This window comes from Streptosporangium sp. NPDC001559 (assembly GCF_042893955.1).
Lineage (GTDB): Bacteria > Actinomycetota > Actinomycetes > Streptosporangiales > Streptosporangiaceae > Streptosporangium.
Genome location: NZ_JBIAVG010000005.1, coordinates 284,195 through 305,797, shown reverse-complemented (window position 1 = coordinate 305,797; position 21,603 = coordinate 284,195). Strand labels below are relative to the sequence as shown.

General features: G+C 69.8%; 19 protein-coding genes and 1 pseudogene. 9 read left to right on the top strand and 11 right to left on the bottom strand.

Translation table 11 applies throughout. The features are described from left to right. Window positions 1–212 precede the first annotated feature (212 nt). A complete protein-coding gene (locus tag ACFYY8_RS14140) occupies window positions 213–641 on the bottom strand; it encodes a DNA-binding protein (protein ID WP_390040635.1) in 429 nt (142 codons plus the stop codon). Window positions 642–917: 276 nt separating this feature from the next. On the opposite strand from ACFYY8_RS14140, the gene ACFYY8_RS14135 reads away from it, so the two are divergent. Together ACFYY8_RS14135 and ACFYY8_RS14130 are read left to right on the top strand one after the other, a co-directional pair. Then, window positions 918–1,169, top strand: a complete 252-nt coding sequence (locus ACFYY8_RS14135; protein ID WP_390040633.1) for a hypothetical protein — start codon at window positions 918–920, stop codon at window positions 1,167–1,169. Window positions 1,170–1,235: 66 nt separating this feature from the next. Next, a pseudogene (locus tag ACFYY8_RS14130) lies at window positions 1,236–1,406 on the top strand (helix-turn-helix domain-containing protein); the annotation flags it as partial. Window positions 1,407–1,464: 58 nt separating this feature from the next. Here the strand turns inward: ACFYY8_RS14130 and ACFYY8_RS14125 are convergent. Beyond that, window positions 1,465–1,971: a GNAT family N-acetyltransferase gene (locus ACFYY8_RS14125; protein WP_390040631.1), complete on the bottom strand. Its 507-nt coding sequence runs from the start codon at window positions 1,969–1,971 to the stop codon at window positions 1,465–1,467. Between the two features lie 81 nt (window positions 1,972–2,052). Continuing rightward, on the bottom strand, window positions 2,053–2,919 hold the full coding sequence (locus ACFYY8_RS14120) for an SDR family NAD(P)-dependent oxidoreductase (protein ID WP_390040628.1): 867 nt from the start codon (window positions 2,917–2,919) through the stop codon (window positions 2,053–2,055). An 80-nt stretch (window positions 2,920–2,999) separates the two neighbouring features. Here ACFYY8_RS14120 and ACFYY8_RS14115 point away from each other — a divergent pair, with 80 nt between their 5' ends. After that, on the top strand, window positions 3,000–3,563 hold the full coding sequence (locus ACFYY8_RS14115) for a TetR family transcriptional regulator (protein ID WP_390040626.1): 564 nt from the start codon (window positions 3,000–3,002) through the stop codon (window positions 3,561–3,563). Window positions 3,564–4,190: 627 nt separating this feature from the next. On the opposite strand, the gene ACFYY8_RS14110 is transcribed toward ACFYY8_RS14115, so the two are convergent. Beyond that, on the bottom strand, window positions 4,191–5,366 hold the full coding sequence (locus tag ACFYY8_RS14110) for a hypothetical protein (RefSeq protein ID WP_390040624.1): 1,176 nt from the start codon (window positions 5,364–5,366) through the stop codon (window positions 4,191–4,193). Continuing rightward, window positions 5,363–5,926: an RNA polymerase sigma factor gene (locus tag ACFYY8_RS14105; RefSeq protein ID WP_390040622.1), complete on the bottom strand. Its 564-nt coding sequence runs from the start codon at window positions 5,924–5,926 to the stop codon at window positions 5,363–5,365. The genes ACFYY8_RS14110 and ACFYY8_RS14105 overlap by 4 nt, the downstream gene beginning before the upstream one ends. Before the next feature lie 159 nt (window positions 5,927–6,085). On the opposite strand from ACFYY8_RS14105, the gene ACFYY8_RS14100 reads away from it, so the two are divergent. Continuing rightward, window positions 6,086–7,012, top strand: a complete 927-nt coding sequence (locus ACFYY8_RS14100) for a glycerophosphodiester phosphodiesterase family protein (RefSeq protein ID WP_390040620.1) — start codon at window positions 6,086–6,088, stop codon at window positions 7,010–7,012. 2 nt (window positions 7,013–7,014) lie between these two features. Here ACFYY8_RS14100 and corA read toward each other — a convergent pair whose 3' ends face one another. Continuing rightward, window positions 7,015–8,130 carry a magnesium/cobalt transporter CorA gene (gene corA / locus ACFYY8_RS14095; protein WP_390040618.1) on the bottom strand — a complete coding sequence of 372 codons (1,116 nt, stop codon included), beginning with the start codon at window positions 8,128–8,130 and terminating at the stop codon, window positions 7,015–7,017. A gap of 440 nt (window positions 8,131–8,570) precedes the next feature. Between corA and purD the strand changes: the two genes are divergently transcribed. The 5 genes from purD to ACFYY8_RS14070 all read left to right on the top strand — a co-directional run bounded on the left by purD (window position 8,571) and on the right by ACFYY8_RS14070 (window position 15,364). After that, complete coding sequence (gene purD / locus ACFYY8_RS14090; protein WP_390040616.1) at window positions 8,571–9,803, top strand: phosphoribosylamine--glycine ligase; 1,233 nt, start codon at window positions 8,571–8,573, stop codon at window positions 9,801–9,803. Window positions 9,804–9,925: 122 nt separating this feature from the next. Then, window positions 9,926–10,960: a hypothetical protein gene (locus tag ACFYY8_RS14085; protein WP_390040614.1), complete on the top strand. Its 1,035-nt coding sequence runs from the start codon at window positions 9,926–9,928 to the stop codon at window positions 10,958–10,960. 268 nt (window positions 10,961–11,228) lie between these two features. Beyond that, the gene (murA, locus tag ACFYY8_RS14080; RefSeq protein WP_390040612.1) at window positions 11,229–12,494 is read left to right on the top strand and encodes a UDP-N-acetylglucosamine 1-carboxyvinyltransferase; all 1,266 of its coding nucleotides are present in this window, start codon (window positions 11,229–11,231) and stop codon (window positions 12,492–12,494) included. 227 nt (window positions 12,495–12,721) lie between these two features. After that, the gene (locus tag ACFYY8_RS14075) at window positions 12,722–14,011 is read left to right on the top strand and encodes a GTP cyclohydrolase IIa (RefSeq protein WP_352011144.1); all 1,290 of its coding nucleotides are present in this window, start codon (window positions 12,722–12,724) and stop codon (window positions 14,009–14,011) included. A 414-nt stretch (window positions 14,012–14,425) separates the two neighbouring features. After that, the gene (locus ACFYY8_RS14070; protein WP_390040610.1) at window positions 14,426–15,364 is read left to right on the top strand and encodes an EamA family transporter; all 939 of its coding nucleotides are present in this window, start codon (window positions 14,426–14,428) and stop codon (window positions 15,362–15,364) included. Between the two features lie 91 nt (window positions 15,365–15,455). Here ACFYY8_RS14070 and hisC read toward each other — a convergent pair whose 3' ends face one another. The 5 genes from hisC to ACFYY8_RS14045 all read right to left on the bottom strand — a co-directional run bounded on the left by hisC (window position 15,456) and on the right by ACFYY8_RS14045 (window position 21,589). Beyond that, complete coding sequence (gene hisC / locus ACFYY8_RS14065; RefSeq protein ID WP_390040608.1) at window positions 15,456–16,517, bottom strand: histidinol-phosphate transaminase; 1,062 nt, start codon at window positions 16,515–16,517, stop codon at window positions 15,456–15,458. 195 nt (window positions 16,518–16,712) lie between these two features. After that, a complete protein-coding gene (locus tag ACFYY8_RS14060; RefSeq protein WP_390040606.1) occupies window positions 16,713–17,576 on the bottom strand; it encodes a hypothetical protein in 864 nt (287 codons plus the stop codon). A gap of 357 nt (window positions 17,577–17,933) precedes the next feature. Further along, window positions 17,934–18,599, bottom strand: a complete 666-nt coding sequence (locus ACFYY8_RS14055) for an NUDIX domain-containing protein (protein WP_390040604.1) — start codon at window positions 18,597–18,599, stop codon at window positions 17,934–17,936. A gap of 19 nt (window positions 18,600–18,618) precedes the next feature. Continuing rightward, window positions 18,619–20,439 carry a DUF4434 domain-containing protein gene (locus ACFYY8_RS14050; protein WP_390040602.1) on the bottom strand — a complete coding sequence of 607 codons (1,821 nt, stop codon included), beginning with the start codon at window positions 20,437–20,439 and terminating at the stop codon, window positions 18,619–18,621. A 61-nt stretch (window positions 20,440–20,500) separates the two neighbouring features. Then, complete coding sequence (locus ACFYY8_RS14045) at window positions 20,501–21,589, bottom strand: glycosyltransferase (RefSeq protein WP_390040601.1); 1,089 nt, start codon at window positions 21,587–21,589, stop codon at window positions 20,501–20,503. Window positions 21,590–21,603 lie beyond the last annotated feature (14 nt).

The window sequence follows — 21,603 nt, the reverse complement described above, 5'->3', positions numbered from 1 at the left end:
GCGCAACCATACCGCTGCGGGAAGCAATCCGATCCCACGCCGGGAACGGATATCCACAGCCGAAAACCTGGCTTCCGCCTCCACCGCTTGACCAGCCCTATTAGCCCTTTCCGGATTACTTGGCCTGCTCCCCATGACGGGATGAACATGGCGGCGCGTCGGGCGCCGCCCGCTGCGCCGGGCGTGAGGGAACGGCCTGCGGAGTCTGTAGATCAGCTGTCGGCAGGCGGCCCGCTCTCGGATCGAGCGGCCAAGCGTTCGTACCTTTGCCGGGCGGCCTGGGCTGTGTTCAGGCCGAGACTGAAGGCGATGTCCTGCCAGGTCATGCCCCTTTTTCTGGCGGTCGTGAGCAGAAACAGCTCGGTCGATTCGAGGTCGGCTCGAATGCCCGGCAAAAGGGTCAGCACGGCGACGAGGTCGTCGTGATCGATGACCGGCTCGCCCGCCTCCAGGCATATGGAACCGCCGACCAGTCCCGCCACGAGCCGAACCACCTCATGCGGGGCCGGCATGTCGGGATGAATCTGCCGCGCTCGACGCGCGGCATCGCCGGCATGCCGCTCGACGAGGTGGGTCAGAGCGTGGTAGCCGCGTTCGGCGCGTTGCGCCCCGGAATCGGGCCGGGTGAAGACATCGGACATGCATGACAGCATGCCGAATAAACGATCCGTTTTCAACATAACGTTCATGTACTAGATCAACCTTGGGCCACACCGGCTGAGGCAGCCCAGGCCTAGCCGTCTCGCGAACGGTCCATCGTGGGTACCGGTAAGAACGCGTCACCAGCCCCAAACAGCGATCGGCACGCTGGACAGAACCTCGGACCTCCGGTTCCTGGAACGGCGTCTGACCAGCTCAGCAGGGTGGGACCGCAACGGGCGCTGCCATCCACAGCCGAAACCCCGGCTTCCGCTCAGGTGCCCGACTCCTGGAAGTCGTGGTTCCTGCTTGACGTCGCGCACGCCCAGGCGCAGACCTACCGGGACTCCGACTCGGTGGAGACGCTGCGTACTCTGCGCAGGATCGCTCCCGCGTGGTTGCGGCAGAGCGGTCTGAGCAAGGTCGTCATCCGGGAGTTGCTCGCCCGCCCTCACCGGCCGCGCGGCATCGTGGCACTCGCTGATTCCGTGGGGGTCCTGTCCCTGTCGAGTCACTCGTCGTGTGCGTAACGTTATGACCGTCCCCAATGCGCCTTCTCCACCGGACCCGACACCACCGAACGACTCCTCACCCCCGGCGAGGTCGCCCGCATCTTCGGCGTCGGCCCCAAGACCGTCAACCGCTGGGCCCTCACCGGGAAGATCCCCTCGGTCAGAGCCCCCAGCAACCAACGCCGCTACCGCGAAACCGACATCAAGGCCCTCCTCAACCCCTCTTCGGCGATTGCGAACCCTTCAAGGGGATGAGCGTTCACACCGAAGAGGTCACTGGTTAGGAACCGGGGTGCTCCGACAGGCTCGGTCTTCACAGGGGGAGCCACATGATTCGGAGGCCGACGTGGCCTTCCGTGGGGTGGCGGAAGGCACCGGGGGCCGTGCCCAGGGTGGTGAAGCCCAGGGTCTCGTAGAGGTGGATCGCGCTCTTGTTGGTGTCCACGACGGCGTTGAACTGGATCGCCGCGAACCCCCGCTGCCTCGCCCAGGTGATCATGTCCGTGACGAGGGCGCGTCCGACGCCCATGCCCCGTGCCTCCCCCGCGACCATCAGGCTGCCGGAGGCGATGTGGTCGCCGGGGCCGGGCCGGTTGGCGTACATGTTCGCGGTGCCGAGCACCAGGTCGCCGTCAACCGCGACGACCACCCTGGCCGGGGCCGGCAGGAGCCAGAGCTTCCTGGCGTCGTCCTCGCTCATCGCGGGGTCGTAGGCGAAGGTGTCCCGCGCGGTGACGACGTCGTGAACGATGGGCCAGATCCGCGGCCAGTCCTCCTCACGAGCCTCGCGGATCACGGGAACGGGACGTCTCTCAGGCATGGGAGCCACCGCCGTTCAGAAAGAACCCAGGGGCTTGAAAACCAGTGATATGTGACCGTGTCATCCCCCCAGCCTCCTCCATCAGGGGTGTCCGATGACCTCGCGGGTCAGGTTCTCGCACAGTGCCCAGATCGCGTCCTGGTTGCGGCGGTTCAGGGCGCTCTCCGGCCAGGCCGTACGGCGGCACTTCATGCTGAAGTAGGCCCCGCTCACTCCCTCGACCTCGGCGCTTGAGGCCAGGTGGATGCTGGAGCGGGCGGGTTTGCCGAGGTCCGCGAAGAACCGGGGGGCGACCAGGCCCAGCAGCGGGACGATCGGGCGGTAGAGGTAGGGGAATCCGGCCGCCTTCAGCGACTGGTTCATCGGCGTGTGGCCGTGCCCGGGGTAGGCCACGTTGACCGTGACGCCGGTCCCGGCCACCTCCTCGGCGAAGCGCAGGCTCATCGCCATCTGCATGGTCTTGGTGTGGTTGTACTGGGCGAACGTCCACCCCAGATAGCGCCGTTCCGCCTGGAGGTTGTCCAGGTCGATCGGGCCGCCGGGGATGCCGCCGGTGATGTTGACGACCCGGCCGACGAGCAGCGGCAGCAACAGACGGGTGAGCGTGAACGGCGCCAGCACGTGGGCGGCGAAGGTGGTCTCCACCCCGTCCTGGGTGAGCGTACGGCGTGGCGGGTTGGCGCCGACGTTGTTGATCAGCACGTCCAGCCGGTCGCAGCGTTCGGCCACCCGGGCGGCGAGGGCGGCCACCTCACCCAGGCGGGTCATGTCCGCCGCGAGGGCCTCGACCTGGCCGCCGCCCGCGCCCAGTTCGTCGGCCGCCCGCCGGGCGCGTACGGGGTCGCGGCCGACGAGGATCACCCGGGCGCCCAGGGCGGCCAGCCCGCGTGCGGTCTCCTTGCCGATTCCTCCGGTGCTGCCGGTGATCAGGGCGGTCTTTCCACGCATGAGAGCCTCCGATCCGAAGAGCGTCGCCCTGAATATGTCACCAAGTGACAAGCTTGGCAATGAGTGTATGATTTTCGGTCATGGAGGGGTTACGAGATCGCACCAGGCGGGCGGTGCGCGCCGAGCTGGCCGCACGGGCGCTTGAGCTGTTCACCGAGCGCGGCTTCGACGAGACCACGGTCGACGACATCGCCAGGGCGGCCGGGATGTCCAAGCGCAGCTTCTTCCGCTACTTCCCGACCAAGGAGGACGCGCTCCTCGGCGAGCTTGAGGCGACGGCAGAGCGGGTCGCCCAGGAGATCTCCGCCCGGCCGCCGGGGGAAGGGGCGTGGGAGAGCCTGCACACGGTGCTGCGCGGTTGGGAGGCGCACATCAACACGCAGGTCGAGGTGCTGCGGCTCATCGAGTCCACTCCCCCGCTACGGGCCAGGCTCCTGCAGAAGCGTGACGAGGCCCGCGCCCTGATCGTCGAGGCGCTGACGGGGCGCGGCCTGTCCCCGCTGGAGGCCGACCTCGCCTCGGTCGCCGCCGGGGCGGCCCTCGACACGGTGGCGCGTGAATGGCTGCGCACCGGCGGCTCGGCCGACCGCCTGGCCCTGACGGACCAGGTCTTCGCCATGCTCCGCCCGGCCTTCCTCAGCTGACCCGGCAAGGCCCCGGCTTCACCATGCTCCGGCCTCCTGTCCCACGCCGGGCGAGCCGTACGGCCTTGGGAGGATCCAGGTCCTCAGCCGACCCTCCCCAGCTCACCCCACAGCGAGCCGTACGGCCCCCGGAAGGGCGTCATGGGGAAATCGCCCCTACCGGCACCGAGAGGAATTCATCCCACGGGCATTGTGAATTCCCACATCCGGTGTCAAAAGAATGCGACCACCTTTTTCCTGTTCCTCCGCGATTATTCCGAGCAGGGGATGTCAGTTCCGACATAGCAGGCTCCCATTCGGGAGCCTCGTGACGGGAAAGCCCGACGACCCGTTCGGTCCGACCGCCGTACGGGCCTTCCCACGAGTTCGCACACACCGTTTCCGAAACAAGCCTGTAAGGACCGGTTGTCAACTCCCGTCGTCACCAGGGTTTTCACGGCGGCCGACCTGTTCCGAACGGGCCGGGCCCCGGAGGGGACGTGGTCTCCCCCGCCTCCTGAGCCGCCAGGGCGAGGACATGGGCGGACGCTCCCAGGAGGCGGCGCGGGGCTTTTCCTCCTCGCCACGGCTCCCCCACGAGGCTGAGAACCCGAACCCGTTTACCAGCCGACCGAAACCAATAAAGCCTCAACGAATCATGGCATTGGGGTTCACCAGAACCAGGGTTTTCTTGTCCTTCTTGAAGAAGAACAGGTTCTTCGGCACGAACAGGCCGGGAGGGTTGTCCCTCGGGTTCCGGGAAACCGGAACGGCGAACAGCAGGCCGGCGCGGCGCGTGGCGGCGTCGTAGAGACTGCGTCCCCCGTTGCCCGCGCGGTCCGTCTGGTCAAGCAGAACGACGCGGCCGCGGAAGGACGCCCCGCCCGTCGACCCCGGCATCGCGTGCAGGCCCGTCCCGTCACGCCGCCAGGCGCTGGAGCCGTCGTAACACCATGTGAGGCCGCACTCGTACCACGAGGTGTGTCCCGCCGGAGGGACCGCGTCCCTCGACTCGCCCGAGAGCACGTTCCGCAGGTGCTCCATGGGACGGGGAACCGACTGGTCCGTCATGGTGCCCCGCTTGGGCCACCCCGCCCACGGCCACTCGACCAGCCACTGGCCCTTCGTCCCCTCGATGAGGGACACCTTCCCTCCCTTCAGCGGAACCCGGTAGACACCGCCCCCCGGCGGGGACCACACGACCGCGTCGTCTGCCACGGCCAGGCTTATCCCCTCGTAATTGTCGTCGTCGTCGATCGCGGCGGGGAACCTGGCGAGCCGCCGTGGCGTGCCGCCGGTGACCGGCACCGTCCACACCTCGGTCATCCGGTCGCGGGCGGTCGACCACGCCAGATGGCCGTCCCCGAAGGTCAGCGTCCCGCCGATCGGTTCCTTGAACGACGCGATCAGGCTGAACCTCCGCCGGACGACGTCGTACGCCCAGAGCCCGTCGAACCGGTCCTTCCCCAGACCCTGTCCGACCACGATCCCGTCGGTGACGAACATCTCCGGAGTGAACGTCCGGCCGCCCGGCCCGGTCGTCGGGACCTCGTGCACCGCGTCCGGCCACACCTGCCTGATCGGCGGGGGAAGGGCACCGGAGGAGGACACGGGTCGCGGGGTCGTGACCAGCCGCGTTCGCGTTCCCACGACGACGACGCCGACCACGAGCACGATGGCCGTCGCGACCGCGACCGGCGCCCACCACCCGGCCCGCGTGAGCGGCCTGTGCGGCTCGGGGAGAACGCGGGACCGCCCGTCGTCCGTCACGGCCTCGGCCCTGGCGGTCAGCGCGTCCCTGAGCCGATCCTCGATGCCGGTCATGCCTTGCCTCCCAGTTCGCGCTCAAGCCGTCCCAGGGCCCGTGAGACGGTGGACCGTACGGTGCTCTGCCCGAGCCGTGTCACCTGGGCGATCTCGGCGTCGGACAGGTCGAGGTAGTAACGCAGCACGAGGACCTCGCGCTGCCTCCTGGGCAGCCTGCCGAGCGCGGCCAGCATCTCCTGGCGCGTCTCGCCCAGCAGCACGTTCGTCTCCGCGGAATCGGAGCCGGAGTCGGAGCCCGAGCCCGAGTCGATCGGCCAGTCCCGTCGCGCGGGCCTCAGCCTGGCGGCGACCCCGCGTCTGCGCAGCAGGGAGCGCGAGGCGTTCAACACGCAGACGCGGACGTACGTCAGCGTGAGCGTCCCGGGGCGCCCGCCGTTCAGCGCGGCGGTGTGCAGCCTGGAGAAGACGTCCTGCACGACGTCCTCCGCGCTCTCCCTGTCCCCCACGAGCAGTACGGCCAGGCGAACCAGGGCGAGCCGGTGCTCGCGGTACAGGTCCGCCAGTACCGCCCCGGCACCGGGTGGCGCGGTCGCCTGAGCGACTGTCTCACCGTTCATGTCCTAAGAACGCGTACCGGGCCCGATCCGCTGCGCCGCCTTGGTTGTCCACTGGTGAGGATTTTGCGAACCACATGCGGTGACAAGGTTGACGCGCGATGGAAACAGGGGGCGAGCCGCGCTGTGGAATCGGGGTCCGGGGTCTGTAAGGTCCCCTGTGTGCATGCCGAGATCCATGGCCATCGGGGAGCCCGCGGCCTCCGGCCAGAGAACACGTTGCCCGGCCTCGCCCACGCCCTGGAGCTGGGTGTCGACGCGCTTGAGTTCGACGTCGCGCTGACGGCCGACCGGCGTCTGGTGCTGACCCACGACCTGACGGTCTCCGCGGTCACCAGCGCCGACCGCTACCCCGCCTTCCCCGGCGACCCGATGTTCCCCTACGTGGGCAGGCCCGTCGGGACTCTGACGCTGGCGCAGTTACGCACCCTCGAATGCGGTGTACGGCTGCCGCTCGTCTCGGGTGACCGGTTCGTCGCCACCCAGGTGCCGGTTCCCGACACCCGTATGCCGACGCTGAGCGCCGTGCTGGCCCTGGTGAACGCCTACGGGGCCGACCGGGTGCGGTTGCACGTCGAGCTGAAGTCCGATCCGACGCGGCCCGACCTGAGCGCCGACCCGCGTGAGCTGACCGAGCTGGTCGTCGCCGAGCTGGACCTGCACGGCAGGCTCGGCGGGGCGGCGATCCTCAGTTTCGACTGGCGGATTCTCGGCGCCGTCCGTTCCCTGGCCCCGGCGATGCCCCGTTACGCGCTGGTCGAGCGGGCGACGATGGACCCGGCGTGGTTCGGCGGGCTCGATCTCGACGACTTCGACGGCGACCTTCCGGCCGCCGCGCTGGCGGCGGGGGGAACGGTGCTCTCGCCCGACCACGTGCTGCTCGACGAGGAGCTGATGGCCGACGCGGCCAGGGCCGGGCTTCCTGTGGTCGCCTGGACCGTCAACGACCCGGCCAGGGCCGCGGTGCTGCTCGACCTGGGGGTCGCCGGGGTCGTCACCGACTATCCCGACCGGATGCGCGTGCTGTGGGCCGAGCGGGGCCTGCCGTTGGCCGCCCCGCTCTCCCCGATGCGCGCGCCGGTCGGCTGACGTCACAGCCAGCCGTTGCGGCGGAACCCCCGGTAGAGCAGCGTGCAGACGATCACCATGACGCAGATCACGAGCGGGTAGCCGAAGACGGACTCAAGCTCGGGCATGTGCTTGAAGTTCATGCCGTAGATCCCGGCGATCATCGTGGGAACGGCCATGATGGCCACCCACGAGGAGATCTTGCGCATGTCCTCGTTGGCGAGGGCGTTCGAGCGGGCCAGCGCGGCCTGCAGGACCGAGTTGCACAGTTCGTTGGACGACTCGACCTGCTCGCAGACGCGGGCGAGGTGGTCGACGACGTCACGGAAGTACTCGCGCATCTCCGAGGGGATCATCCGGCGCTGGGCGAGCGTGGCGAGCGGTGACTGCAGCGGGGTCACCGACCGCTTCATCTCGATCATCTCGCGCTTGAGGTTGTAGATCCGGCCGATGTCACGGGCGCTGACCTCGGCGAAGACCATGGCCTCGACGTCTTCGAGCTCGGTCTGCATGAGGTCGGCCACGGTGAGGTACTTGTCGACGACGTGGTCGGCGATGGCGTGCAGCACGCCGGTCGGGCCCCGGCTGAGGAGCTTGGGCTTGTCCTCGAGGCGCTCGCGCACCTCGGTCAGCGGGCAGTGCGTGCCGTGCCGTACGGTGACCACGAAGTCGGGGCCGACGAAGGCCATGATCTCGCCGGTGCCGATGATCTCGCTGGTCGCGGTGAGCACGTCGTGGTCGAGGTAGGCGACGGTCTTGAGGACGACGAACAGCGAGTCGCCGTACCGCTCGACCTTCGGACGCTGATGAGCCTTGACGGCGTCCTCGACGGCGAGGGGGTGCAGGGCGAAGACCTCTGCCAGCCACTCGACCTCGGGGGCGTCGGGTTCGTGCAGGCCGACCCAGACGAAGGCGTTGCCCTTCTCCTGCGCGGCGTTGTGCTCGCGGACGAGTTCGAGGGCGTCGACGATGCCCAGGGCGTCGATCTTCTTGCCGTTGACGTAGGCGGCGTACTCGACGAGCGAGTCGCTCGGCGGGACGCAGGGGGAGTTCGTACGGTCGACAGCCGAGAGGCTGGGACGCGGGGTACGAACGGCACGTACGTGCTTGATGCGGGGGAACAGAAGCGAAGAGCGCATGTCAGGCCTTCCCGCCCGAACCGGCACTGATCGCACGCGACGTTGTGTCACCTCAACTCAAAGAGAATGCGCGCGCAGCCGGTCGGACACCGGTGTGGAGTGGTCGAGAGTGCGCACAGCACGTGTGCGCGAGCACGTACTGCTGGGATCGCCAGAGGTCATCCCCAACCACCTCCAATCAGCATCAGACACGCCAAAGCCGCCCAAACTTAGCACATGCTTGGGGGCGGACTCCCAGGATACCCTCGGCCACAAGGGGCGATCATGCGGAACCCAACGAAATTCATGTCCCGTTTACAGCTAGATCAGCTCTTTCATCAGGATATGTCACAGAGAAGATCGACACGCGGAAGTTCGTCAACCCCGGGCGGTACGCGGTCGAACACCTTGTCCACAGCCTGTGGACAGTCGTCCCGCACTCGACGGATAAGCTCTCCCGAGTGCGCATTCTTGTGATTGGATCCGGCGGGCGCGAGCATGCCCTGTGCCGGTCTCTGGCGACGGACCCCCAGGTCACCGAGGTCCACTGTGCTCCGGGAAACCCGGGGATCGCGCGGATCGCGACCCTCCACCCGGTCGTCCCGACCGACCCCGAGGCCGTCGCCGGGCTCGCGGAGGACCTGCGGGCCGACCTGGTCGTGATCGGCCCCGAGGCGCCGCTGGTCGCCGGGGTCGCCGACGCGGTCAGGAAGGCGGGCATCCCGTGCTTCGGCCCCTCGGCCGAGGCGGCCAGGATCGAGGGTTCCAAGGCCTTCGCCAAGGACGTCATGGCCTCGGCGGGTGTGCCGACCGCGCGCTCCCACACCTGTGAGACGCCCGAGGAGGCCGCCGCGGCGCTCGACGCGTTCGGCGCGCCGTACGTGGTCAAGGACGACGGGCTCGCGGCGGGCAAGGGCGTCGTGGTCACCGACGACCGCGAGGAGGCGCTCGGGCACGCGGTGGCGTGCGGACGGGTCGTCATCGAGGAGTTCCTCGACGGCCCCGAGGTCTCGCTGTTCGCGCTCTGCGACGGCTCGACGGCCGTTCCGCTGCTGCCCGCCCAGGACCACAAGCGCGCCTATGACGGCGACAAGGGTCCCAACACCGGCGGCATGGGCGCCTACACGCCGCTGACCTGGGCGCCCGCCGACCTGACCGACCGGGTGATGACCGAGACCGTCCTGCCGACCGTGGCCGAGCTGGCCAAGCGCGGCACGCCGTACACGGGGGTGCTCTTCGTCGGGCTCGCGCTCACCGGGGGCGGCCCGAAGGTGATCGAGTTCAACGCGCGGTTCGGCGACCCGGAGACCCAGGTCGTGCTCGACCGGCTCGCCACGCCGCTCGCCGGCCTGCTGCTGGCCTGCGCGAACGGCACGCTCGACCGGTTCGGTCCGCTCTCCTGGCACGAGGGCGCGGCGGTGACCGTGGTCGTCGCGGCGGAGAACTACCCCGCGGACCCGGTCAAGGGCGATGTCATCGAGGGGCTCTCCGAGGTGGCGGACGACGCCTACGTGCTGCACGCCGGGACCGCCGCCGACGGCGACCGTGTCCTGTCGGCGGGCGGGCGGGTGCTCAGCGTGGTCGGCACCGGAGCCGACGTCGCCGCCGCCCGCGAGGCCGCCTACCAGGCGGTCGGCCGCATCCGGATGCGCGGCTCGCACCACCGTACGGACATCGCGGTCCAGGGTCTCTGAGCCCCGGCTCCGCGAAGGCCCGGCGTCCCGGGGCACGGGGACGTACCGTCGAATCGGCACACCCCGAGGGCCGGGAACACTCCCGGCCCGGTCCCCCACGGCCCGCGCCCAACGGAGGAACGATGTCGCTCGACGCAGTCTCCCCGGAACGGATCGGCGACACCGGCGTCCTGCGTTGGCCCGGCATCTGGCGCGTGTACGTGGCGACCCGCAGCGAGGAGATCAGGGCCGACGCCGAGCGCGCGCTGACCGCGTGCGAGCGCACGGGCCCGTCCGCCTCCGTCGGCGAGGGCATCGGCACGCACCTGGCCCGCGCCGAGTCCTACGCCAGGAGCAGGCACGGCCTGCGCCGCTGGCTGACCGGCCACGCCGTCGAGGGCGCCTGGTCGAACGTCAACAGCGCGACCGTGATGCTGTACGGCGTGCTGCCGACGCCCGAGTTGTGCGGCCGGGCGACCGAGGTCCTCGCGATCGGCAGGGCCTACCTGCCCGGCGACGACCCCAGGCTGGTCCAGTTGCAGGCCAGGATCGCCGCCGGAGACCTGGGCGAGGGCGACAGGCCGCTGATGCAGTCGGTGCTGCGGGCGGCCTACACCGCGCAGGCGATGGAGAGCGGCCGGGTCCGCAGCTTCCGCAACCTGCTGCTCGGCGGGGTCCTCATGCTGTCGGTGATCGTGTTCGGCCTGGTGGCGGTCGGCGCGATCTGGCCGGACGCGGTGCCGATGTGCGGCAACCAGTCGGTGGTCCAGACCCAGGGCCTGATGCCCGCCCAGATCTGCCCGACCGGCGGCCACCGGCCCGGTCACGGCGACGTCCCGCTCGTCGCCCTGGTCGGCGTGCTGGGCGCGGCGCTGTCCAGCGCGGCCTCGCTGTCCACCCGCGCGGACCTGTCCACGCGTTACTCCCTGGCGGTCGCCCAGACCCTGCTCAAGGCGCCCGCCGGGGTGGCGACGGCCGTGCTCGGGCTGCTGATCCTGAACTCCGGGTTCGTTCCTGGCATGTCCGGGCTCGGCTCCCAGCCGGCGATCCTGGTCTGGGCCATGGTCTTCGGGTACGGCCAGCAGGTCGTGACCCGCTTCGTGGACCAGCGGGCCGACACCCTGCTGACGGCCGCCTCCCCGCTGACCCCCTCGGGCAGGGGCACCCGGACCGCGTGAATAAACTCTGGCCGGTGACGTAGGCGTCGCACGGCCCGCCCGGCGGGGCACACGAGCCGCGGAAGCTTTCACGGTCGAGTGGAAATTGTCATGTGGGAACCGTCGAAACTTTCGCGCGGAAGCTTCTGGTCAGTCCGCTGACCGGGTCCGGTTTCCCCACGAAATAGCAGGTTCAGGGGCATCCAACGGCTAGTGTTGGCCGACGCCTTCGGGCCACCGCCCCCCTTGTCGTACGAATATCGTCCCCCACCCCCAAGGAGCATGAAGCATGGTCCGTTACCGCGTGCGCGGTGGCAATCCCCTCCGTGGAACCGCCTTCATCCAGGGCGCCAAGAACGCCGTGCTTCCCATGATCGGCGCGGCCCTCCTGGCGCCCAGAGGCCGTACCGTGCTGCGCAACGTCCCCATCATCGAGGACGTGCGCCGCGCGGTCGAGCTGGCGGAGGCCGTCGGCGCCAAGGTCGAGCTCCACGAGGCCGAGCGCACGCTGGTGATCGACGCCTCGACGCTGAGCAGCCCCGTGCTGCCCGCCGAGATCGCCCGCCGTTTCCGCGGCTCGGTGCTGTTCGTCCCGGCGCTGCTGCACCGCCTCGGCGAGGCCGTCATCGAGGGGGTCGGCGGCTGCAACCTGGGCAGTCGTAACCTCGACTTCCACTACCTGGGCTACAAGCGGCTCGGCGCGGTCGTGGACGAGGGCGACGCCGTCATCCACGTCAAGACGACGGGCTTCACCGGCGCCACGCTGTACCTCGACACCCCCTCGCACACCGGCACCGAGAACCTGATCATGGCGGGAGTCCTCGGGCGCGGCACGACCGTGATCGAGAACGCGGCCCTTGAGCCCGAGGTCCTCGACGTGATCGAGATGCTGACCAGGATGGGCGCGCGGATCAGCGGTGGCGGGACCGGCTTCATCACCGTCGAGGGCGTCGACGAGCTGCAGGCCGTCGAGCACACCGTGATGCCCGACCGGCTCGACGCGGGCGTGTTCGCCATGGCCGCCGCGATCACCGGCGGCGAGGTCAACCTGGTCGGCGCCGACCTGGACCACCTCGGTGTCGTCCGTTACAAGCTGGAGCAGATGGGGGTGGAGTTCGCCGACCACGGCGCCGTGCTGCACGTGCGCAGGGACCGCCCGCTGCGCCCGATCAACGTGATCACCGACACCTACCCCGGCTTCGCCACCGATCTGCAGTCGCCGATCATGACGGTCGCCTGTCTCGCGGACGGCGCGAGCTACATCCACGAACGGATTTTCGACGGTCGGTTCGCATTGGCCGCAGAACTGAACAAAATGGGCGCCGACATCGAAGTGAAGGAGAACAGCGCCGTCGTCCGGGGCGCCACTCCGCTCACCGGAACCGATGTCACCGCCCATGACCTGCGCTCCGGCATCGCCCTGGTCCTGGCCGGTCTGGCGGCCCAGGGAGAGACCGTGATCGGGTCAGGATATCTCATCGACCGGGGCCACTCTTATCTGGCCGAGCGTATGCAGGCGCTGGGCGCGGATGTCCACCGAGAGATTTCTGCCTGATAATCAACCGGTTTCAGTCTCCCAAAAAGCGCTCTGACCTGTGTAAACACTGTCAGTCAGGGTTTAGACCGTGGGTTCCTCCAAGAATTGACCTCTAAACGGGCGTGACATTACGGCCCTCGCAAGCGATCGTTCCAAAAGAGAGCCGAATCAACAGGGACGGCAGGATGGGACGAACATTGGTCGAGCGGGCCGAAGAAACTCCACGAGTGTCACGCCCGGGTGCCATGACACCGGACCTCACTATCGGTGTGGTGGGCCCCCATGACCTCGTAGAAAGAGTGATGCTTATGGGACATGCGGCGGCACCTCTGCCGTGCCGCCTGGTGGCCGCTGCGTACCGGGACGAACAGGAGGCGGCCGACAAGGTGACCCGCCTCGGGGCGGGAGTCGACGCCTGTCTGTTCGCCAGCCCGGTTCCTTACGACCTGGCCAGACGATCGGGGGTGCTGACGATGCCCGCGACGTATGTCCAGCTCGGCGGCGCCGCACTGATCGCCGCGTTGGCCAGGGCCGCGTTGGACGAGCGGATCGACCCCAGGAGGGTCAGCATCGACGTGCTCGGACGGGCCGACATCGAGGAGGCCTACGCCGACCTCGGGCTGCCCGCCGGGGACGTGCACAGCCGCGACGAGCCGGGAGCCACCGGCACGATCGCGTCCTTCCACGAGCGCCTGGCGCGCCAGGGGAACACCAGCGGGGCGCTCACCTGCCTGCCCGCCGTCGCCGACCGGCTGCAGACGGCCGGGGTTCCGGTGGTCAGGATCCGCCCCACCTCCGCCGCGGTCCGTACGGCGCTGCACACCGCGGCGCTGCTCGGGGCGCACCACAGGCTGGAGGAGTCTCAGCTCACGGTGGTGCTGGTCGAGGTTCCCACGCTCCGCGAGCCGGTCCGCAGGGCCGCGCCGCGTTACTGGCGTGACGAGCTGAGGCTGTCGCTGCACCGGCTGCTGGTGCAGGAGGCGAACCGCATCAACGCCTCGGTGACCGCGGTCGACGACCACAGCTACATGGTCACCGCGACACGCGGCTCGGTCGCCACGGCGACCGAGGGCTTCCGGGTGCTGCCCTTCGCGGCCCGGGTGCGTGACGAGCTGGGGCTGGCGGTCGAGGTCGGGGTCGGCATGGGCCGTACGACGCATGACGCCGAGTCGCACGCCAGGGCCGCCCTGGCGCGCACGCAGGCGGGCAAGCAGGCCCAGGGCTTCGCCGTCGACCGGGAGGGCAGGGCGCTCATCCCGGCGCCCAGGATGCCTCCGCAGGGCGGCGGGCCGCTGAAGCCCAAGGGCGTGGAGGTGCTGGCTCGGCTGGCCGCCAAGCTGGAGGGCGGGGACACCGTGGTGGACGCGGAGGGCGCGGGCAAGATGCTCGGCGTCACCCCGCGTACGGCACGGCGGTTGCTGCGCACGCTGGTCGACGAGGGGCTCGCGTGGCCGCTTCCGCCGAACCGCACTCCGCAGCCCGGTCGTCCACGCCAGCTCTACCGGCTGATCGTGGAGAAGCTGGGAACCCGCTGAGGTCCGCCGAGACCGCCGAGGCCGTCAAGTTCGCCGCCGCGGCTGTCGAGGCTCCCTTCGACGCCTCCCACGAAGTCCCCACCGGAGTCCCTGCCAGGACTTCGGAGACCCCTGGGGCTTCCGGGGTGGAGAAGGTCTGTCCGGGCTCCGCCGAGGCCGCTGAGACCGCTGAGGTCACAGCCTCCGCCGGGGCCCCTGTCGCGGCCTGGGCCGCGACCTTCGTGTGTCCGTGGCTCCGGGGCCTGCGCCGTACTGCAGCACGGCCCATGCCCCGGGGCCGCCGCGCCGTCATCCTCCGGGTCCATGAGGACATCGGGGGGTGACGGCGCTTTCCGTTTCGAGGCTCGGGAGGGCCGTCTCAAGGACTGAAATCCGCGAGAGGTTTCTCCATATAAGGGGATATTGTCAGGAGCTATGGCTTATGACGCTGCTGACAGACGTACGTCTCTCCTCGTCTGGGGCGCGCTGGCGATCGTCTACGTGGTCTGGGGTTCCACCTATCTCGCCATCCGGGTGGTCATCGAGACGCTTCCCCCGTTGCTCAGCGGGGCGATGCGCTTCACCTCCGCCGCGGTGATCCTCAGCCTGGTCATTCTGCTGGTGAAGGGACCGGGTCCCTTCAGGATGACGGTCAAGCAGTTCGGCGGGGCCGCACTGGTCGGCGTGCTGCTGCTGACCGCGGGCAACGGCCTGGTCGCGCTGGCCGAACAGCACATCTCCAGCGGCCTGGCCGCGCTGCTGGTCGCCTCCGTCCCCCTGTGGCTGGTGATCCTGCGTGTCGTCGCGCGTGACAGGCCCCGGGCGCTGACGCTGGCCGGGGTGCTCGTCGGGTTCGCCGGTGTCGCGGTGCTCTCCCTGACCGGGGCGAGCGGCTCGTCGAACGGCACGTCGATCGCGATCATCCTGCTGGCCTCGATCTCGTGGTCGGTGGGCTCGTTCCTGTCCTCGCGCATCCCCATGCCCGCCGACCCCTTCGCGGCCAGCACGGTCGAGATGCTCGTGGGCGGCGTCGGTCTGACGCTGGTCGGCACGGCGTCGGGTGAGCACCTGAACCTCGCGGCCGTCTCCGGGCGCTCCTGGATCGGGCTCGCCTACCTCATCGTGATGGGCTCGCTGGTCGGCTTCACCGCCTACGCGTGGCTGCTGGGCAACGCCCCCATCTCCCTCGTCTCGACCTACGCCTACGTCAACCCCGTCGTCGCGGTCGTCCTCGGCGGGCTCATCCTGAGCGAGGTGGTCACCGGCTCGATGGTCGTCGCGGGCCTGGTGATCGTCGTCGGCGTGGCGCTGGTGGTCTCGACGGAACGCAGGAAGGCACCGGTCGTGACGGAGAAGGAACCCGCCCCCGTGTAGGGACGGGTTCCCACAAAGGGACCACAGGGGCCTGAGAGCCCCGTGGGAGCCCTGGGACGCTCCGGGGGTTCCCCCCAGGGCCCGGGGCGCGTCAGCCCTTCAGGAAGGCCTCCGCGACGGCCAGGAAGGTGTCGTTGGCCTCGGGGGAGCCGATGGAGACCCGGGCGCCCTCGCCCTCGAAGGGACGCACGGCCACACCCTCGGCCGCGCAGGCCCCGGCGAACTCAAGGGTGCGCCCGTCCAGGCGCAGCCAGACGAAGTTGGCCTCGGTGACCGGCACCGTCCAGCCCTGGGAGATCAGCGTGTCACGGACCCGGTCGCGCTCCTTGACCACGGTCTCGACCCGTTCGAGCAGTTCGGCCTCGGCCTCAAGCGAGGCGATCGCGGCCACCTGGGCGAGGTGGTTGACCGCGAAGGGCACCACGGTCTTGCGGACGGCCGCGGCGACGGGCTCGTTGCCGATCAGGTAGCCGACCCGCAGCCCGGCCAGGCCGTACGCCTTGGAGAAGGTGCGCAGCACGGCCACGTTGGGCCGGTCGCGGTAGATCGTGAGACCGTCGGTGACGTCGGTGTCCCTGACGTACTCGCGGTAGGCCTCGTCGAGGATGACCAGCACGTCCTCGGGGACCCGGTCGAGGAAGGCCGCCAGCTCGGCCGAGCGCACGACCGTGCCGGTCGGGTTGTTCGGGTTGCAGACGAAGATCATGCGGGTCTGCGGGGTGATCGCCTCGGCCATGGCGTCGAGGTGGTGCGTCTCGTCGGCCAGCGGGACCCGCACCGAGGTGGAACCCGACAGGTCGGCCATCAGCGGGTAGGCCTCGAACGACCGCCAGGCGTAGATCACCTCGGCACCCGGCTCGCCCACGGTCTCGAAGAGCTGCTGCAGCAGCGTCACCGAGCCCGCGCCGACCGCGACGTGCTCCGCGGGCACGTCGTAGCGCTCCGCCAGCGCGTTGGTCAGCGCGCTCACCCCCGGGTCGGGGTACAGGTGAGCCTGGGCGGCCGCCTTGGAGATCGCCTCGACCACGGAGGGAAGCGGACCGTAGGGGGATTCGTTCGAGGACAGCTTGAAGGACCGGCCGTCGGTCGACACCACGGCCTTGCCCGCCCGATAGGGGGGCACGGTGTCCAGAATCGCACGGAAACGAGGCATGACCTTACTTTATGAGGAGCAGGCGGATGGGGCATCCTCCTGGAACGCCGGGGCGACGGCCTCCGAGCAGGTCTCCGAGCCGAACGGGCGGAAGATGTCCGGCCGGCGACCGGACGTGGGATGTCCGGTCGCCGGCCGGTCGACGCCGGTTCCACCCCCCCGGGGACCCGGCGCCTGTCCATGGGCGTTTCGCGGTCAGGCGTCTCCTGAGGAGACCACCGACAGCGGGAGGATCGGCTGTTCCGTCACGGTCAGGCTGATCAGGTCGACCAGCCTCAACCCCCGCGACACCGTACGGCGGGCGGCCCAGGCCTCCAGGTCGGCGGCGAGCAGCGCCGCGACGAACCAGGCCTCGGCGGGGCCGACCGGGGAGGGCCCTCTGCGGCGCTCGCTGCTCCAGTAGGCCTGCAGGTGCCCGGGAGTGGCGGAGGCGGCCAGCCGCCTGGCCCTGATGTCGGAGTGGGTGAGGCCCTCGGGACCCGAGGAGATGGGTTCGAGCACCGCGGTGGCGCCCTCGACCGAGCAGCGCTGCCAGGCGATCGAACGTTCGGTGAGCAGGACGTCGGCCTTGGCCCACTCGGCGGGAGGGTGGTCGTCCTGGCACCAGCTGACGGCGGCGCAGCCGAGGGCGGCGTCCGGGGTCGGCACCCGGTGGACCTCGGCGCCGATCCGCACGAGCAGTTCGGACAGCGCGAGCGCGATGGCTCCGCCGCCGACCACGGCGACGGGACCCGGCCAGGAGCGGGGTTCGCGCTCGACCAGCAGCCCACGGTCCTCGAAGGTCCGCAGCGTTCCCGGGTCGAGCTGGTCGAGGTCTCCGCCGATCTCCTGCTGGACGGGGAGGAACTCGCCCGCGGCGGTCCGCAGCACCGTCACCTTCGCGGACTCCTCGGGTACGGCCCGGCCCACGCGGCGTTCCGCGTGGCCGTTGCCCGCCCCGGCCCGCAGTCGCCCGCGGGGCTCGATCTCGGAACGTCCCGTCGTGCCCGCCGCCTGCCGTACCGTCCCGGTCGTCACCGAGAAGATCTCCACGCCGGGCGCAAGTGTCCGCCGCGCCATCAGCACTCTCCTGTCTTGAGAAAAGCCTGTTCCGTGCCTGGGAAGGGCGTCACGCGTCCGGACGGTTCCCGCCCCGGCCCGGCCTCCGCTCCCACCACCTGACGGTGACGAGGCATGGCCGTTCGCCGGGTGAGCCGTCGCCGTCCGGTGCCGGGTTCACGGTCGCCGAGACCACCAGGACAATCGTCGCGGAACAACCCCGACGACATCCTGAAATTTCAAGATTTTGCGTTCTTAACCTCTCAGTGTGGAAATAGCGTAAGCGATAACCATTTTCATGTCTATAACGAAGGAATGGTTTTCATCCCTTGAGATTCGATGCGTCGGAAGCCTTCCCCGTGGGGACTGTCTCCGGATCTACTCCTTCAGGGAGCGAAGCATCGGGGGATGCAGGAAAACCGCAGGTCCCCTGCGGTACAGCTTGGCCGGACGGCCCCCGTCACGGGTGGTCGTGCGGCCCGTCGGCACCAGGAAGCCCTCCGCCTTGGTGACCTTCCGGTGAAAGTTACGGGGATCGAGCGCGCGATCCCAGACGATCTCGTAAACCCGGCGAAGATCGGCGACCGTGAACTCGGGCGGGCAGAAGGCGGCGCCGAGCGGGGTGTATTCGAGCTTGCCCCTGGCCCTTTCGATCCCGTCGACCATGATGCGCCGGTGGTCGAAGGCCATCTCCCTGAGAGAGGAGACCGGCTGCCAGCTCATGTGGGCCTCGGTCGAGGCGGGCAGGTCGGGGGCCAGGCCGAGATAGGCCACGCTCAGGACGCGCTGGCGCGGGTCACGGTCGGGATAGCCGTAGGTCTGTAGCTGCTCCAGGTGGACCGGCGCCCCGGGCAGGCCCGCCCGCTCGGCGAGCACGCGCTCCGCGGCGGCGGGGAGGTCCTCGTCGAGGTGGATGAAGCCGCCGGACAGGGCCCATCGCCCCTCGTAGGGCTGTTTGTTCCGCCGCCAGACGAGCGCGCTCAGCTCCTGGCACCGCACTGTGAGAACGACAAGGTCCACGCTGACGGGGATGCGCGGAACCATGTCAGGCACGTTACACCGCTCAGGAGCCCACGCGAACGTGTAAGGACTCGGCCGCCGCGCGCCCGTCGGGCGCGGTCACCTTGATCCGCACCCACGTCCCCGGCGGCACGCCGTTCCAGTTGAACGGGAACCACGCCGTCCTGACGCGTTCCGGCAGGTCGGCCGGGAGCGCTTCGAGATCGACCCCGGTGACCTTGGTGACCTCGGGGGTCTCCTGACCGGGCCAGGTGATCGTCACCGTCGAGCCGACCGGGATGTCGTAGCCGCGGATCTCGACGCCGTCCTGGATGTCACGCGGCCGGTGGACGGCGTCGACCGGGATCGGCCTGCCCGCGTCCCGGGCGACCTCCTCGGACAGGGACGGCGAACCACAGGTGAAGAAGTCGCTCCACATGTAGGAGACGATCTTCGAGACGTACCGGCCGACCTGGGTCACCGCGGTGTCGAGCCGTTCCTTGTCCGTGCGCCCCCTGGTGCCCGTCCTGGCGGCGCACGGCTCGTCCGACGACGGTTCGAACGCCTCGACGTTGGCCCAGAGCTGCACGTTGTAGCCCTGCTCGACCATCCTGGTCCTGGCCGCCGCCATCTCCCGGTAGTAGTCGCGGGTCGAGCCGTGGTAGGCGTCGCCGTTGGTCGTCTCCCCCACGACGGACCTCAGCCGCTCGTCGACCCGCTGGCCCCGTTGGTCGGGCCAGAACAGTCCCACCTTGCCCGTGCCCCGGCTGTCCTGCGGCGCGATGATGCCGACGCCGGTCCTGGCCAGCGCCTCGAAGCCCTTGGCCACCTCCTGGGGTGTCGCGCTGAACGGCAGCCGCTTGCGCGCGTCCAGGTAGGGACTGACCAGGATGGGTTTGCCCGGCATCTCCTGTTCGACGATCTGGTGCTGGGAGGCGTAGACCGCCAGCGTCGGGTGCTCGGCCTTCATGTCCCGCAGTTGCAGCTCGAACGGCTGGTAGAACCCGCCGAGTGAGGTCCGGTTCGCGAAGCGGTCGCCGTAGTCCTGCAGGATGCGCCGGGTGAGCGTGGTCAGGGTGTCGGTGCCGCGCTCCGAGGCGCGGGTGCTCTGCGCCGGGTCGCGCGGGGCCAGCGGCAGCGCCGGGAAGACCTTCACCCCGAACCGGTCGCCGAGGTCGAGCAGCTCGGTGAGACTGTCCTCCTTGGCGGCGGCCACCAGGATCAGGTGGTAGCCGCGTCCCCGGTTCCTGACGTTGTCGCAGCTGGGGTCGTCGGTGCCGTCGTCGGGCGCGAGCAGCCGGTAGAAGACCGTGTCCCCGGCGACGATCCGGCGCTCGTAGGCCGGGCAGCGGAACAGCCCGTCGCCGAACGCCTCGTCGGTCCGGTAGACGAACGTCCAGCTCACCCGGTTACCCGGGTTGGCCGCCTTGAGGTCCCGCTCCGCCGCCTCGACGCACGGCACGCCGTCCTCGACGCAGGAGGCGTAGCGGGGGTCGGCCTTGTTCCCCTCCTTCTCCAGGACGCGGCCGTCCTCGGAGGTCCTGCGGGCCTGCAGGCCCCAGCCGATCCGGATCACGGTGTCGCCGCCCACCTCGTGGATGGCCGTGAACTGCTTGCGCCAGGTGCAGTGGTCGGTCGTGGGGATCAGCCAGTAGCCGGTCAGCGCGTACGGCGACCGCACGGCCGTGTCGAACGTCCCGCACGGATCGGTGTACGGCGTACCCGAGGGGGAGGCCGACGCCGACGGGTCCGGCGGGCTCTGCGAAGGGGTGGACGGTGTGCTCCGGGCCGTGGAGGCGCTCTCGCCACGGGGCAGGACCATCACGACCGCCACGACGGCGGTTGCGAGGATCGCCAGGCCCAGGAAAGCGGTCAGCCAGCGCACTTTCAGGACACTACCGTTCTCACGATCAGGCGGACATAAACGACTTCCCCCGTGCCGGAGATCAGCTCTTGACCCCCGCCCACGCCTCAAGCTGGGAGACGAACCGGCGTGCCGAGTTCGGCCAGTGGTGGTTCGCACGGGCCGCGGCGTACCCCCGGGCGCCCTGGCCGTGCCGCTCCCTGACGTCGTCCCGCAGGAAGACCACGGCCTGGGCCACGGCCTTGGGGTCCTGCCACGGCACGACGACACCGCTGTTGTAGCGTTCGACCAGCTCGACCGCCCGCGGCGAGGGAGTGGTGATCACGGGGATGCCGTGCGCCATGTACTCCACGATCTTCGTGGGCATGGAGTGCCGGTAGTTGGGCTCGTCGCGCAGCAGCGAGAGCCCGGCCAGCGCGCCGTCGAGCCTCTTGAGCGCCTCGTCGTTCGGCATGAAGTCACGCCATTCGAGCAGGCCCTCCGCGACCGCCTCGTTCAGCATCGGGCGCGACTGCGGGTCGGCGTAGCCGATCAGCTCGACCGCGACCCGGTGCGGCCGCAGCAGCCTGGCCACCTCGATCGCCTCGCGCACTCCGCGCGCCTCCGACAACCAGCCGAGGTAGACGATCCGGTCACCGCCCGGCGCCGTCACCTGGTCGGGGACCCACGTCTCGTTCGGCACCACCAGGTGCGTCCTGTGGAAGCGGCCCGCGTAGGCGCTCTCGGCCAGCAGCAGGTGCAGGTGGCGCTCGGCCGTGCCTTCGAGCAGGCGGGCCAGGAAACGCACCGGCGGGCGCAGGAAGGCGGGCAACCAGGGCTTCAGCGACAGGGTCGCCGGGGTGTCCTCGTGGACGTCCCAGACCACCGGAGGCCGGTTGCGCACCCCGACGACCGCGAGCAGCAGCTCGGGGTCGTGCACGATCGCGAGATCCACCTGGCCACGCATGCGTTTGAAGACCTTGCGGGCGGCGCGTACGGCGGTGAGCCGCTTACGCTCGGCTGCCCTGGGGAGGTCGACGCCGTTCACCCACGACCGGGCCATGACGCCCCGCGCGGTGTACGGCGCGGCATACGTGACCTCATGACCGGCGTCCACCAGCGCGCGGATCTGCCGGTGCAGAATCCGGGCGTCCTCGGGGTGATGCACCACCGTCATGACGAGCACGTGCACTGCGCGCAGCCCTT

Coding starts and splice junctions, on each gene's coding strand:
- ACFYY8_RS14140 (WP_390040635.1), bottom strand. CDS start 641: ATGTCCGATGTCTTCACCCGGCCCGATTCCGGGGCGCAACGCGCCGAA.
- ACFYY8_RS14125 (WP_390040631.1), bottom strand. CDS start 1,971: ATGCCTGAGAGACGTCCCGTTCCCGTGATCCGCGAGGCTCGTGAGGAG.
- ACFYY8_RS14120 (WP_390040628.1), bottom strand. CDS start 2,919: ATGCGTGGAAAGACCGCCCTGATCACCGGCAGCACCGGAGGAATCGGC.
- ACFYY8_RS14115 (WP_390040626.1), top strand. CDS start 3,000: ATGGAGGGGTTACGAGATCGCACCAGGCGGGCGGTGCGCGCCGAGCTG.
- ACFYY8_RS14110 (WP_390040624.1), bottom strand. CDS start 5,366: ATGACCGGCATCGAGGATCGGCTCAGGGACGCGCTGACCGCCAGGGCC.
- ACFYY8_RS14105 (WP_390040622.1), bottom strand. CDS start 5,926: ATGAACGGTGAGACAGTCGCTCAGGCGACCGCGCCACCCGGTGCCGGG.
- corA (WP_390040618.1), bottom strand. CDS start 8,130: ATGCGCTCTTCGCTTCTGTTCCCCCGCATCAAGCACGTACGTGCCGTT.
- ACFYY8_RS14085 (WP_390040614.1), top strand. CDS start 9,926: ATGTCGCTCGACGCAGTCTCCCCGGAACGGATCGGCGACACCGGCGTC.
- murA (WP_390040612.1), top strand. CDS start 11,229: ATGGTCCGTTACCGCGTGCGCGGTGGCAATCCCCTCCGTGGAACCGCC.
- ACFYY8_RS14075 (WP_352011144.1), top strand. CDS start 12,722: ATGACACCGGACCTCACTATCGGTGTGGTGGGCCCCCATGACCTCGTA.
- ACFYY8_RS14070 (WP_390040610.1), top strand. CDS start 14,426: ATGGCTTATGACGCTGCTGACAGACGTACGTCTCTCCTCGTCTGGGGC.
- hisC (WP_390040608.1), bottom strand. CDS start 16,517: ATGCCTCGTTTCCGTGCGATTCTGGACACCGTGCCCCCCTATCGGGCG.
- ACFYY8_RS14060 (WP_390040606.1), bottom strand. CDS start 17,576: ATGGCGCGGCGGACACTTGCGCCCGGCGTGGAGATCTTCTCGGTGACG.
- ACFYY8_RS14055 (WP_390040604.1), bottom strand. CDS start 18,599: ATGGTTCCGCGCATCCCCGTCAGCGTGGACCTTGTCGTTCTCACAGTG.